The following is a 13,836-nucleotide window of genomic DNA, read 5'->3' as shown; positions in this document are numbered from 1 at the left end:
AGCTGCTGGGAGTGCTTGCGGTGGATGGCGCCAGGCTCATCGATCATCCACCCCTGCGAGACAGCCTCACAGAGCAATAGGAGAGCCACGCCCCCGGCCTCGTGCACATTCCTTACCCCTTCCCACCCCGAGGGCACGGCCTGAGAACACAGCGACGACTCATACGCCTCAAGGAGATAGTCCTGCCCCCCGTTCTGGACGGGGGGCAGGACACTGATAACAGGCATTAGCTCCAACGCTCCAGCTGTGTGGTGTAGATCAGCTCGATACGATCTGCGGGAATGGGGATCTCGGTGACCTCGACGGGCCTATCTTCCGTCGAATAGCTGACCTTGCGGATTCTTACGAGTGGTACACCCGGCGGAATATCAAAAGCCTGCGCTTCTTCAGATGTGGGCATGCCCACCGTTACATGATCTACGATCCTGTCCAGCTCCACTCCAATGGTGTAGAGCTGGTGCATCGTCCCTCCGGGCCAGGGCTCGCGGGTGGGATCCAGCAGGTCTGGGTTGCCACTCACCAGGTCATACGGGATGTAGCTTACCGAGCGGCCGGCGCCTGCCTTCTGGGCATGACGCCTGGTATAGGTGCGGCGCAGAACTCGCGTTCCCGGGGGCAGTGCCAGGGCATCGTAAATCTCAGGGGGCGCCTCGATGACCGCATAGTCTGCACGGTCCTCATGGAGGTCCTGTAGGGAGATTCCCGAGTCGGCCTCGGACACCCCCGCGACCGAGCGCTCGGATTCCGGCAGCTGAACTGCTGATTTCTCCGCATGATAGCGGGTGTTCTGGCGCTTTTTGTGCGGAGGCGATACGCGCACCCAGGTGTTTCCGCCTGCCGGTCCCGACAGGACACCCTTCGCTTTCAGGCTCACCACAGCCTTGCTGGCGGTGTTTTTGTTGACGCCGTACTTCTCGGCCAAGGCGGCAATGGTGGGCAGCTGGTTGCCAGGACGCAGGGTTCCACTCTCGATCTGCGCCAGGAGCGCGGCGACAACTTTCTGTGCGCCGCCGACGGCGCCCGTCGCGGGCTTGGCCATGGCCACACCTTCGCAGATCGACCACATCGAAGCAACACCTTCCTAGGAAGGTGGAAGGTGGAAGGTGGTCACGACGCCGAGAAGCCCGTCAAAGACTCTTGCGTGACCTTCCCAGGAAGGAAAGTTCAGCCCAGGGAGGTGCAACAGGCCTCTTCGTTGGGTGTCTCGTCTGCGCGGCGGACCGCTGCCAGAAGGAGCTCCGCCTCGTGAAGCTCACCCGCCCCCGCCCCGCCCCCGCCGCCGACTTCTCCGGGCAGTTGGACAGCCAGGCCCGCAGGGCCGACAGGTGGAGACATATCGACCGCACAGCGAAAGGGTCGGGTCGGGTCGTGGCATTGGTTACGTTCGCATCATCCGGCCGTGGAGGGTGGCCACCAGGGCGGATCCGGCCCTCGCGGCCGGTGACGTGCCGTTCGTCGAACCCTCGACGGCATGCCACCAAGCCACAGGCGGACGAGGAAGCGAGGCGGAGAGGCGCAGCAGGTCCCGGGTCCGCGACCTGCTGCGCGGCGGGGTCCGGACCGCCATCGGGGCGCGCCCCGGTCGAGACCGCCGGCTGCTTATTGCTCGACACCGGTCTGGCTGAGCGGTGTCGGTCGTCAGGCCCTGAGCACAGTGCGTCAGCGAACGTTGTATGTCAGACCAGTTCCGGGGGACGGCACGCAGCTCGCCTCGTTGAGGGTGTGGGCGTACGGAGCGCAGGGACCTTCCGGGGCGACTACGCCGGGGGCATGGACCGGATCGCGGAGATATCGAATTGCAGCCGAACCCTCTCGCTCACCATGGCGCCGCCCGCTTCCAGGCGTTGGTTGTAGACCAGGCCCCAATCGGTGCGGTCGATGGTGGTGGTGGCGTCGAAGCCGGCCCGTTCGTAGCCGAACGGGTCCAAGACCGAGCCGAGGTAGTCGAGTTGCAGCTCGACCGGCCGAGTGATGCCGCGGATAGTCAGATCCCCCGTCATACGGAAGCTCTCTGCGCCCTCGTGGACCGTCGAGGTGCTGCGGAACACCATCTCCGGGTAGCTGTGTGCATCGAAGAAGTCGGTGCCGACGAGGTGTGCGTCCCGCTGTTCTACGCCCGTGTCGACGCTGGCGACCCGAATGACGAGTTCGGCCCGCGACCGGGAGGGCCGGGCTCCGTCGAAATACAGCGTGCTGTCGTAATCGGCAAAAGCACCCCGCACTGTCGTGACCATCGCGTGCCGCACGGAGAATCCGATGCGACTGTGCGGGCGGTCGATGGTCCATTGCCCGGTCAGCGCACGAAGTGCGGGGTCGAGCGCGACTCCGGCGGCGTCGGCCGCCGGGAAGGGCGTACGGGGGCCAACAGCCTGCGTCGGCTCGGTAGTCGCGCTCTGGCGACGGCTGAAGATGCCCATGCGGTCGTAGCCTCCCTCGAATTGGATTACTCCGTGCTATCACGGCATAGACAGGCGCTACACAGCGAGATGGGCGGCCTCGTCCGGATTCCATACCCCCGACTGCAAAGATGCACAGGATCGACACGAACAGGGAATGCGCTGACGGACAGCCCATGCCCCGCAGGATGTCCTCCCAGCGCCGCTCGATTCCCGCGAGGCCGCTCCGTCCCGCGGGCCGCGTCCTGGAAGACGCCGCAGTCGGCGGTGCGGTCGATGCGCCACAGCTTCTGATCGGGCTCCGGTCGGGCAGGTCGGCCGGCTGCGGCCCCCGCGCCCGCTCGGTTCCGCACCCCTCACACCGCACCCGCTGCTCCTGCCAGCCGAGCGGCCGGCGCCTTCCCCCCGGCGGCCGACCTGCGGGCCGGAGCCGAACGGCTCGCCTCCCGGCAACTCGCGGCCGTCGTCGGCCTCCTCGATGTCGCGCTGCGACCGCCTGACGAAGTTCCACCAACTAGCGCATGACATGACCGGTGCCCCCGGTGCCGCCCCCGACGTGCTGCCTTCGACGCCGAGACCACTGCAGGTGGGAGCCTCCCCGGGACAGCGGGGGAATGCCCCTCGCGCCGCCGGACCGTGCGACGGGCCCGTAATGCCTTATTCCCTGCCCGTGGGACTTGTCCGCCCCTCAGATCACACGATCACCAAGTTTCGCAAGGGCCTTTGCGATGATGGCTCAATGCATCGGCCCGTGATCTTTCACACGTTTTCCGCAGTCGGCGACAGCGAGTAGTAGGAATGAAAGGGCAAGTCCCCTACTCGAGGAGTCATCGATGGCCAAGGTTCCCGAAGCCCCCAAGAGCGAACTCCACGCGGCCCGTCGACCGAAGAGGATCGGATTCTCCGTGGAGACGGTGAAGACGGCCCAGGTCAAGAGCGTGCCGAACCTCGAAGTCGACCAGAAGGACGTGTAAGGGCAGGAGTCAAGTCACTGTCCTGACCCGCCCGGTGACTCCTGGAGTCACCGGGCACCACCCTTTATACCGTGAGGAATGGCGTGTTCGATCTTGAATCCCTGCTTACCCCGATGACTCTCGATCAATTCCTTCGCGAGAACTGGACAACCCGGGGCGTCGTCTTACGCGGGCAGGACCGAGACCGTTTCCGCCCGCTCTTCTCATGGGATCAGCTCAACCACCTTCTCAATTTCCATCGTCTCCGTTTCGGCGAAGAAATCCGCCTGGCGGCAATAGGCAGGAAGATCTCCGACAAGCCTGAGACGCCTGAGGAGTGGATCAGGCATTGCCGGGACGGCTACACCCTCATCATCAACCAATTGCAGGCGAGGCTTCCCGCGATTGCCGAACTGGCATCGGCGATCGAGCGTGCGATCGGCCACCGGAGCCAGGTCAATATGTACTGCTCCTGGCCTGAGCAGCAGGGGTTCGACCAGCACCACGACGACCATGAAGTCTTCATCCTGCAGATCGAAGGGACGAAGCGTTGGGTCGTCTCCGAGGAGACGTACAGGTACCCGCTCGACAAATACAACAACGTCTCCGCCGACACAGGCGAGCCCAAGGGGCCCCCGTATATCGAGACCGAACTCCGTCCGGGGGACGTGCTCTACATCCCACGTGGCCACTGGCATTACGCGGTGGCCGGTGACGAACCCTCTTTGCATCTGACGCTGGGGGTGACCTGCCGCACCGGCGTCTACTGGTTGAAGTGGCTGGCGGACCAGCTGATGGACGGGGAGGAATGGCGGCGCAACCTCCCGCCGGTGGCCGGAGGTGACACCGCCCAACTCGCCGATCACGTGCGCGGACTGATGGGCAGACTCGCCGCGCTGGCCGACGACGAGCAGTTGGTGAAGGCGTACATCGCCCATCATCTGACCACCCAGGACAGTCGCCACCGGGAGGTCAGCCTCCCGAGCCAGTCCGGGTTCCATCCGCTCTCCACGGACACCGGCACGCGTCTACGGCACGCGCATTTCAACCCCGTCAAGGTTGATTACGATGCCGAGTCCGAACAGCACCGCATTCTGTTCGGCACGAGGAAGATCACGCTCGACGGGGCCCCTGCAGAACTCATCGAGAATCTTTTCCGCCGCGAGTCGTTCACCCTCGGGGAAGCCATCGGATGGGCCCCGGAATTCGACCCGGCCGAAGACGTCGCCCCACTGCTGCGGCTGCTGGTCGAGGAAGGAATTCTTCTGGAAGAGCGCCTCCCGTCGGGGTGAGCACCGCCAGGCATCCCAGCCCGGCCTGCGGCACGACGGGCAAGTGGTCCATGATCCACGGACCCATGCCACGGGACCGGTTCCTCTTGAAGGTCCTGACTCCTGACCCCGCGGGGCGCTCATCACTGACGGAGACAACTCGATGAAGATCGGTCTGATCGAGCTCAGCGCACACAATGAGGTCCTCGAAAGCCTCATACGGCAAGCCATTGACGTCGGGGCGAAACCGACCGTCTACACGAACCCGTTCTGCGCTGCATACTCGGAGGCCGCCGAGTCCTCGACAGTCGGGTGGCAAGTGTGTCCCCCGGGTCTGCCGTACGCTGAATTCTTGGAGAAATGCAGGCCCTCGATTGCCTCACAGGATCACCTTTTCATCGTCACCCCGGTCGATGCCCTGTGCGGTCTGCTCTCCGATGCGAGTGCGATGCCGGCCACCTGGCACTGCCTGGTGCACAATCTCAACACGTTCACCTCGTCAGACGGCAACCGGCCGAGCGCTGCCATCGCGAAGCTCGTTCTCGAAGGCGCGGCAGGCGTGCTTCTGCCGGATCTCCGGCTCATGAAATCCGGCGACCCGCTGCGGAGCCGCGCAATCAATATCGCCTACCCGCAGCATTCGCCTGCGGAGTTCGTGCGGGACGAGGTGCGGTGCTGCATCCCGGGGAGAATGTATTCCGGCAGGAACCACGCCGAGGTTCTGTCCGCACTGGAAGTCGCCGCCCCACGGCTGACGAGGCGACTGCGAGTCGATTTTCTGGGAGAGCACGCCACCGAGGAGACCAAGGCTGCTGTCGGAGCGGCGAGGAAGGCGGTCGGTCCCTCGGTCGAACTACGAGATCACCCCGGTTACGTCGCCCAGGAGGAGTTCGACCGGACCCTCGCGGAGGCTGACTTCCTCATGCTGCCGGTTTCCGAGTACCTCACGCGTAACGGCATCATCGAGACTCGCGGCCAGACCTGTGTCACGGGCAACATCAATGACATGGTTCGGTTCGGTCTTCCCGCGCTCATGCCGGCCTTCTATCCGTTGAGTGACCATACCGACGGAATGACAGCGCGGTACAGCGACGTTCCGTCCCTGGCGGAGCTGGTCGTTACCTGGGTGAACACCGGCGAGTTCAACCGCAGGAAACGGGCGGCGGCACCGGGGCTGGAGGCCTACCGGGCCGAGTGTCTGTCGGCCATGCGCCAGCAACTGGCCCGCCCTTGGACATCGTTTTAGCAGCTCGCGAGGGAAGAGACCCACTCTGCCGAGTACGGCGCGAGGGCGCACCAGCGGACAGTTGCGGACCCTCCTGCACGTCGGCTGTTGCCTGCCCTGCTGCCCCGCCCCGCCGCGGGCACGGGCGCGGACCTCGGCAGGCAATCCCTCGTACGGAGGTCTGCGGCCGACTCTCCTGCTGCTGGCCGCCCGGCATCCGTCTCGTGACACCGCCAGGCGTGCAAAGACCCGACGGAGCACAACAGCGAATCACCGAGACGACGTCACCGGAGAAAGCAGTCCGGCCTTCTGCCCCGGCGTCGGCTCTCCGCCAAAGTGGTGCCGGGTGCAAACACAGAAGGAACGCCCCTCAGAACCGGACTGAGCCCTGGAACCGGCCCCGGGCACAAGCAGTCATCCGAACTCGATTCGAAGGAAAGCGACGTGTGCAAGCAGGAGACCAACGGCGCCCCGCAGAGGCGTATATGACGACCGAGGTAATCCGTGGCCCGGTACGTTTCCTGACGACCGCCAGTTTCGTCACCACCGTCGGCAGCGGGCTCTATCTTGCCGGCAGCATGCTGTTCTTCACCCGCGTCGTCGGACTGAGTGTGCCGGGCGTGAGCACTGGCCTTGCCATCGCGACGCTCGTCGGCATCCTGTCGGGCCTCCCCCTCGGCGCGGTGGCCGATCACGTCGGGCCCCGAGGACTGTACGTCGCCACCCAAGGTGTCCAGGCGACGGCGATGTTCCTGTTCCCGATAGCACACTCCTTCGCCGCCTTTCTCACGCTGGTCACTGTCGCCGCCATCGGCCAGCGCGGCGCCCAGGCGGTCGGCGGCGCCCTCGTCGCACGGATCAGCGAGCCCGGAGAACGTACCCGCGTCCGAAGCCATCTCCGAGCAGTCACCAACCTCGGGATGGGCATCGGTGCCGCGGCAGCCGGCGTCGCGCTCCAACTCGACTCGACGGCGGGCTACACCCTTCTGATCCTGGCGAACGGGCTGAGCTTCCTCGCAGCGGCCGGACTGCTGCTCAAGATCCCCTCCGTGGAGCCGGTGCCGCGCCCTCCAGGTGCGCGGCGCATGGAGGCCATGCGGGACAGACCGTACCTCGCCCTGTCGCTGCTGTGCGGAGTCATCGGGTTCCAGTACGACGTGGTGTCCCTGGTCCTGCCGCTCTGGCTGGTGTCGCACACCGCGGCGCCCCGGTGGTGGCTTTCCGCACTGCTGGTGGTGAATACGGCAGTGGTCGTGCTGTTCCAGGTCAAAGCAACCCGCTGGGTGAGAGGCCCGTTGGCCGCTTCCACCGCGCTCCGCGGAGCAGGGTTCCTGTCCCTCGCCGGCTGTATCGCCCTCGCGCTCGCCGCCGGGGTTTCCGCCCCCGTCGCCACGATGCTGCTGCTCATCGGCGTGCTCCTCCTGTCATCGGGGGAACTCGGCCTGGCCGCGGGGGCATTCGAAATCAGCTACGTGCTGGCCCCGGAACACTCCCAAGGGCAGTACCAGGGAGCCTTCAACCTGGCTGACGGCGTGGTACGTGCAGCATCACCGGTCGTGCTCACCGCTCTGTGTCTGCAATGGGGCAAGCCCGGCTGGGTGGTACTCGGCGTCGTCCTCGCGCTCTGCGGCCTCGCCACTCGGCCGCTCACCCGCTGGGCCTTGCGCACACGGACGTTTACGGCGCCGGAAGCAGCCCTCCCCGTCGGCTGAGGGACCCATCGTTGTGCCACGCCCCCGCCCGCTGCACCGAATTCGCCTGCCGGCAACAGTGGCATCCCGGGGCGGATCGCGAAGGCGGCCGGTGCCGGCGCTCCGGTGCCGGCGCTCCGGTGCCGATGCTCCGTGGCCGACAAATCGCCCCGGCTGGCCGTACGCCGACAACGCCTCGGCCGCTCGCCGTCACCGTGAGAGCTCTCGACGGGCCCTGCCGCCGCAACGGCAAAGAGGGGCCTTCATCAGTTGTCGATGGGTGATCCGGTGACAGGCGGGAACGCCGAGCGTTCGACCACGCTGACCCGGTGGCCGCGGACGGCGAGGTGGGCAGCGAGGTCCGGCCCGGCCATTCCGGCTCCGGAGGCGAGGGTGTGCATGCTTTCTCTCTCGGGGTTCGGCGGGACCACTGACCGATGGGGTAGGTGTTGACGAGCTCACGGAGCGGCTGGGTGTCGCCTTGGGCTCCCGTGCGGTGCTGTGCCGGATGCCCGGTACAGCGCCCCCGGGGCCAGGCGGGTTGGGGCCCGCGCGTGGTCCGTCGCCGCGGGGTGCCGGCGGTGTTCCCGGTGTCGAGCGTGAATCCGGGGTGGACGGCGTTGACGCGGGCCTCGGGGCTACGTACCGGTGGGTTGGTTCCCACGGTCGGCGCTGTGGTTTCCGCAGCTCGGGCGGTCCGAGCTGCGCCCAGCCCTCATGATCCGGTGAGCTGGTCCACGGCGCTGCCGTCTTCGGCACCGGCGGCAGCGATCCGGCGCGGCAGTTTCGCGGCAACGACGATCGTCACCAAGGTGAGAGCCGCGGCGACGCCAAAGGCCAGCTTCATCCCGCTCAGCTCTGCGGGCACGGCGGCGACGCCGTCGGCGACCAGGTGACCGGTGCGCGCGGTCACCACGGTCACCACAAGGGCGGTCCCGAACGCTGCGGCGACTTGCTGCAACGTCCCGAGCATCGAGCTGCCGTGGGAGTACAGATGCGGGGGAAGCGCGCCCATCCCGAGCGTGAAGACAGGGGTGAACGTCGCCGCCAGGCTCACCATCAGCAGCGCATGCAGTGCCAGCACCTGCCAGAACGGCATCGTCATCGAAACCTGGGTGAATCCAGCGAGGGCGAGCACCATGCCGATCGAGCCGGGCAGTACCAGCGGCCGACTGCCGAACCGGTCGAACATCTTGCCCACGGTCGGTCCAAGCAGTCCCATGGCCAGACCGCCCGGCATGACCAGCAGGCCGGTCTCCAGCGGGCTGAGCCCGCGCACGTTCTGCAGGTACAGCGGCAGCAGGATCATCGACCCGAGCATCGCCAGGAAACCGACGGATATGAGGGCCAGGGAAAGGCCGTAGGTGCGGTTCCCCAGGATTCGCAGGTCCATTAGGGGCACGCCGGTGCGTTGCAGCTTGAGCTGGCGGATCACGAAAACCGCGATTGCCGCGACCCCGGCGATGACGATGCCGATGCCGAGCCCGACCCTGCCGCCGGTTTCCCCGAGGAGACTCAGCCCGTACACCAGGCCGCCGAAGCCGAGCCCCGCCACCGAGACACTGAGCCAGTCGACGGAGCTCACCTGCGGCTCGCTGATGTTTTCCACCTTGCGCAGCCCGAGCAGGGTCACCAGCGCCGCGATCGGCAGGACGACCACGAACAGCATGCGCCAGGAGCCGACCTGCAGGATCAGCCCGGACACGGCAGGTCCGAGCGCGGGCGCCACCGAGATCGCCAGGGTGACGTTGCCCATCACCCGGCCGCGGTCCTGCTCGGGCACCACGATCATCAACGTGGTCATCAGCAGGGGCATCATCACGGCTGTCCCTGCGGCCTGCACGATCCGACCCAGCAGCAGCACCTCGAAGGACGGCGCGACGGCTGACAGAGCGGTACCCGCGAGGAAAACGCCCATGGCGATGCCGTAAGCCCGGCGGGTGGTGACCCGCTGCAGGAACCAGCCGGTGATCGGAATCACGGCGGCCATGGTCAGCATGAACGCGGTGGATACCCACTGCGCCGACTGCTGGGTGATGCGCAACGAGTCCATCAACCGCGGGATGGCGTTGATCAAGATCGTCTCGTTAAGAATCACCACGAAGGTGGCCAGCACCAGTAGCCGCACCACGGTCGGTATGCGGCCCGACTGCACGGCCGGTCGTTCTTGGATCGCAGCTGACATGGCAGCACCTCACTGGGGTTCCTGGTCACAGTCGCCTCGCAGCCAAGGGCTGTCGGCACGAGCATGGGTGGTGATTGTAGGAAGAGACCGGCATGCCTGGGAAAACTCATCGGTCGGCGCGAGTGTTTCGCATCGACGCGCCGATCTCACCCGAATTTTCACCCGCTCACGAAGGCATCCGTCGGCGACGCTGTGACCGACGACACGCACTTCATCGACACCCGCTACGACGCCGCCCGGCCGTAAGGCCCTCCACGCCCGCGCAGACCACCAGCCGCTCCGCCTGAGCAACGGGGAGGAGCGCCCCGCCACCTCGTCACCCCGCCATCCCGCCACCCGGAGCCAGGCGAGCCCGAAACTCGCCCACGCCACCGTGACCAGCCCCGTCTGCGGCGGCATCGAGGCCGCCTAGCCCACCTGCGAGTACGCCATCGTCTACGTGCTGCCCCACCGGCCCGGCAGGCCCTGTGGCCCGCGTGCGGGTGCCGGGGCCGAGCCGGGACGGGGAGGGAGAGCGAGTGATGGATCGCCGCAAGTCTCACTTCGGGATCGACAACCCGCGAGGAGAGCCATCCCGGCGCCTCGTGTCCAGCACGCCAAACTCCCCCGCTTCGACTGCGACGGCGACGGGTACCGCGAAGGGCAACGGCCCGGTCGTCGTCGAGTTAACCGAGGGTCGCTGGACCGCCCCCTTCCCTTCCCCTCACCGCCGGAGCCTGCCGACGGTCGCCTTCCCGGCCGGTTCCGACAGCCCTCGCCCAGCACAGCAGCCGTGCGACGCATCCGGAAACGGCTGGCCACCGAAGTCAAGGCCCTGTGAGGGGCCAAGGCCGAAGCGATGATCCACAAGCTCAACCCGATCATCCGGGGATGGGCCGCCTACCACCGGGAGCGCGTTGTCCAGCCGCATTTCCCATGCCCTTGACGCCTACGTGTGGAAGCTCGCCTACAAGTGAGCACTCATATACCCGGACAAGCCGAAGCACTGGGTCACCTTCCGCTACTTCGACAGGTCGGCGGCAAACCGAAGGCTGGGACCGTCACGGCACTTGCATGATCAGGTTCTTCGGCGGGGTGCTGCCAAGAACGGACCTCAGGCCGTGCGCAGGGGGGTGATGCCCTCCTCAGCCGCTCACCGAACCGGTCACGGGAGGCGGGCGAGCCGGTCGAGGGCTGCGTCGATATCCAATTCGCCCACCCTTCTCAGTACGGCTCTGGCCTGCCCCATCGCCTCAGCCGACTCGGTGATCCGTCCAGCGGCGCGGAGCGCCTTCGCGAGCCAGACCAGTGTCCTGGCCTCCCTGCTCCCATAGGTCAGCGACCGGTACAGCACGCGGGCACGCACCAACTCTGCGACAGCGGTCTCGGGATCTGCCCGCGCCATCCGGATGCGGCCCAGGCTGAAGTGCGCATGCGCCTGCCCGTTGATGTCGCCCGTGCCCGCCAGCAGGGACAGGGACCGCAGACAGTGCTCCACTGCCTCGTCATGGTGTCCCAGGTCGTATCGCGCACTGCCGATGCTGTTCAGCACAGCCCCTTGGCCAAGGGTGTCGTGGAGTTCTTCGAAGGCTGACAGGGCCGCACCGAAGTGCTCCAACGCCTCCCCGGGTGCACCGCTCTCCCGCAGCAGGACCCCGAGGGCGTGGCGCCCCAGCGCCGCCCCCAGCATGTCTCCGTCGTCGTCGCTGATCCGCACCGCGCTGTTCAGCTCCCGCACGGCATCCGCGACATTCCCCACGGCCCGGTGAGTGCCCGCGAGCATGCGGCGCACCATGGCGACATCGGCCGGGCCCGACTCCCGTGTCGCCGCGGGGAGAGCACGGGTGAGACCGGCGAGTGCGTCCAGGTGGCGATCGGACCGCCATTGGAAAGTCACCAGGGTCATCGACAACAACCATGTGTAGCGGTCGAGTCCGTGGCGCTGGGCCAGTCCGACGGCGGCGGTCAGAGTCAAGTACTCTGTCTCGAACCAATTCATTGCCTCCGCCGCGTCGGCCGGAGCCATGACCCTGAGTGTGCCGGGCCGGTCGATCGGCAAGCCACGCCCGGGCTCCAGCCGGCGATCGCAGGCCCAGGCATGGTGCAGCAGGAAGTGCAGCACTCGCTTGACCACACGGATCCGCTCGACTTGGGCCCACTCGCAGGTCAGCGCTTCGGCATGAACCCGGACCAGATCATGCAGGGCGTATCGCTCGAAAGAGGGCTCGGTCACCAGGCTCATCCGCAGAAGCTCGTCGGTCGCTTCACTGACGTGGGCCTCGTCCTCGGGGTCCATCGCCCGCAGTGCCGCCCAGCTGATCGTCGGGCCCGGATGGATGGCCAGACGTCGCAGCAGCCTCGACGCCGGCGCGGAGAGCTGCCGGTGGGACGCGTCAAGCGACAGGCGCACGCTCAGGTTCTCAGAACCCAGATCGAGTGAGCGCAGCCGGGTGCTCTCCACCCGCAGCTCACGGACCATGTCCGGCAGTGCCCGCGCGGGACGCCGGGTAATTCTCGCGGCCATGATTCCGAGCGCCAGCGGGAGACCCGAACAGTGTTCCACGATGTCGGCCACGAAGGGAGCGGCTGTGCGCATGCGGTCCTCACCGAGCCGCATGCGAAGGAGTTCGGTGGCGTCCGCCCGGTCCAGTGGTTCGAGAGCGATTAGTTCGGCGTCCTCCCGGATCTCCAGCCCGTGCAAGTGGCGGCGACCGGTGACGATCGCCGCGCTGGGCCCGGCCGGGGGGAGCAGTGGACGGACGTGCTCCTCGTCGCGCGCGTTGTCCAGAATCAGGAGGACCGCGCGGTCCGCGAGTGCGGTGCGGTACGCGGACACCATGCCGTCCAGCGTCGGGGTCGCCGAGCGCACTCCGAGATCGTTCAGAAGCCGGGCGATCACGTGCTCGTGGCGCAGCAGCCCCTCGGGGGTGACCCCTCCGAGATCGACGTGAAGGATGCCGTCGGCAAAGTACTGATCGAGCGCCACCGCGACCTCGACGGCGAGCGCGGATTTTCCAACGCCGGGCATTCCTGAGAGGGCAGCCAGCCGGGACCGCCCCTGGGCTCGACCCAGAAGGACCTCTGTCAGCCGCTCGCGCCGGCGTCGGCGCCCCACCAGCTCGACCAGTCCGAGGGGAAGCTGACGGGGCCTCGGAGGGGCCATCGCACGGAGAGAGGCGGTACTCCCCCGATCGTGTTCCCCCGACGCGTCCGCGAGCAGCAGGTGAGCGGTGGGACGGCCGCATTCCCGCTCCCACTCGACCAGGAGCGGCGGGATCTCGTCCTGCCTGCCGAGCGTGCGCAGTGCGCGCACCTTGAGTTCGAGCAACGCCTCACTTGTCGGCCAGCGGGTCAGGGCGGAATCGGCCCGGTCGAGTGCGGCCCCCGACTGAGAGCACTCCAGTTCTGCCAGGACACAGGCAATCGTGGCCTCCCGGAGCTCCGTCATCAGTTCATGCCGTATCCGCTCGAACGCGGCACCCTGCATTCCCTCGAAGGGAATCCCCCGCCACTCGTCGATCGCGTCGCGGAGCGACTTGAGTCGCACCGAGGAGTCACGCGTGGAATCCGCCGCCCGCAGCAATCCACGGAAGCGCAGGTGATCGAGGTCCTGCGACTGGACGTGAATCCGGCAGAACCCCCGCTCATTGCTCTCGGAGCAAATCTCCGGAACGGACAGCCGAAGTTGGTGAAAGTTCTGGCGAATTCGATTCGAATTCAAAGGCTCCCCCGGCCACAGATATTGCATGACCACGGCATGGGACGCGCGATGGCCGGGTGATACGAGCAGAACGGCCAGCAGTTCGGACACCTTTCGCGATCTCATGCTGACGGCCCGGTCCGCCCGGAGGACGGTCACCGGACCCAGTAACCGGAACTCCATGATGCCTCGCTCTCTTCCCGTGCGCGGCAGATCCGCGAACATCGGGAGGGAAAGCATGCCATACCTCAATAGCGGGTTGTTAACGTTCACCTAACGCTGATGGCTTGGCCGCGACGGAGTCGATCTGCCAGTCTTCGACCACTCCACTCCGACCACTTCGGCGGAGCGGGGATTCACTGGGTCATTTATTCGAACGCCTCGACCGATTGTCGAATGCGGGAGAAGTCCAACCTGGTGATTGAGCAGCAGAAAC

10 protein-coding genes are annotated in these 13,836 nt (G+C 66.7%); 5 read left to right on the top strand and 5 right to left on the bottom strand.

Going from position 1 to position 13,836, the window contains the following annotated elements; all coding sequences use genetic code 11:
- Positions 1-226: 226 nt before the first annotated feature.
- Entirely contained in the window at positions 227-1,039 is an 813-nt protein-coding gene (locus tag ACF088_RS06115; RefSeq protein WP_392374206.1) for a GntR family transcriptional regulator, read from the bottom strand.
- Positions 1,040-1,757: 718 nt separating this feature from the next.
- A complete protein-coding gene (locus ACF088_RS06110) occupies positions 1,758-2,417 on the bottom strand; it encodes a YceI family protein (protein WP_392374205.1) in 660 nt (219 codons plus the stop codon).
- 812 nt (positions 2,418-3,229) lie between these two features.
- Between ACF088_RS06110 and ACF088_RS06105 the strand changes: the two genes are divergently transcribed.
- From ACF088_RS06105 to ACF088_RS06090, 4 genes are all read left to right on the top strand, one after another.
- Positions 3,230-3,370 (top strand): hypothetical protein, encoded by a 141-nt coding sequence (locus ACF088_RS06105; protein WP_392374204.1) that lies wholly within the window; start codon positions 3,230-3,232, stop codon positions 3,368-3,370.
- Between the two features lie 83 nt (positions 3,371-3,453).
- Positions 3,454-4,641 carry a cupin domain-containing protein gene (locus tag ACF088_RS06100; RefSeq protein ID WP_392374203.1) on the top strand — a complete coding sequence of 396 codons (1,188 nt, stop codon included), beginning with the start codon at positions 3,454-3,456 and terminating at the stop codon, positions 4,639-4,641.
- A gap of 142 nt (positions 4,642-4,783) precedes the next feature.
- A complete protein-coding gene (locus ACF088_RS06095; protein WP_392374202.1) occupies positions 4,784-5,866 on the top strand; it encodes a hypothetical protein in 1,083 nt (360 codons plus the stop codon).
- A 464-nt stretch (positions 5,867-6,330) separates the two neighbouring features.
- Positions 6,331-7,557, top strand: coding sequence for an MFS transporter (locus ACF088_RS06090; protein WP_392374201.1), 1,227 nt, complete (start codon positions 6,331-6,333; stop codon positions 7,555-7,557).
- A gap of 245 nt (positions 7,558-7,802) precedes the next feature.
- Here ACF088_RS06090 and ACF088_RS06085 read toward each other — a convergent pair whose 3' ends face one another.
- Together ACF088_RS06085 and ACF088_RS06080 are read right to left on the bottom strand one after the other, a co-directional pair.
- Positions 7,803-7,937 carry a hypothetical protein gene (locus ACF088_RS06085; protein ID WP_392374200.1) on the bottom strand — a complete coding sequence of 45 codons (135 nt, stop codon included), beginning with the start codon at positions 7,935-7,937 and terminating at the stop codon, positions 7,803-7,805.
- Positions 7,938-8,251: 314 nt separating this feature from the next.
- Entirely contained in the window at positions 8,252-9,721 is a 1,470-nt protein-coding gene (locus ACF088_RS06080) for an MDR family MFS transporter (protein WP_392374199.1), read from the bottom strand.
- An 838-nt stretch (positions 9,722-10,559) separates the two neighbouring features.
- Between ACF088_RS06080 and ACF088_RS06075 the strand changes: the two genes are divergently transcribed.
- Positions 10,560-10,646, top strand: a complete 87-nt coding sequence (locus ACF088_RS06075; RefSeq protein ID WP_392374966.1) for a group II intron maturase-specific domain-containing protein — start codon at positions 10,560-10,562, stop codon at positions 10,644-10,646.
- A gap of 219 nt (positions 10,647-10,865) precedes the next feature.
- On the opposite strand, the gene ACF088_RS06070 is transcribed toward ACF088_RS06075, so the two are convergent.
- Complete coding sequence (locus tag ACF088_RS06070; protein ID WP_392374198.1) at positions 10,866-13,448, bottom strand: ATP-binding protein; 2,583 nt, start codon at positions 13,446-13,448, stop codon at positions 10,866-10,868.
- Positions 13,449-13,836 lie beyond the last annotated feature (388 nt).

It is taken from the genome of Streptomyces sp. NPDC015125, assembly GCF_043080045.1.
GTDB lineage: Bacteria > Actinomycetota > Actinomycetes > Streptomycetales > Streptomycetaceae > Streptomyces.
This window is presented reverse-complemented; position numbering and strand designations above follow the sequence as displayed.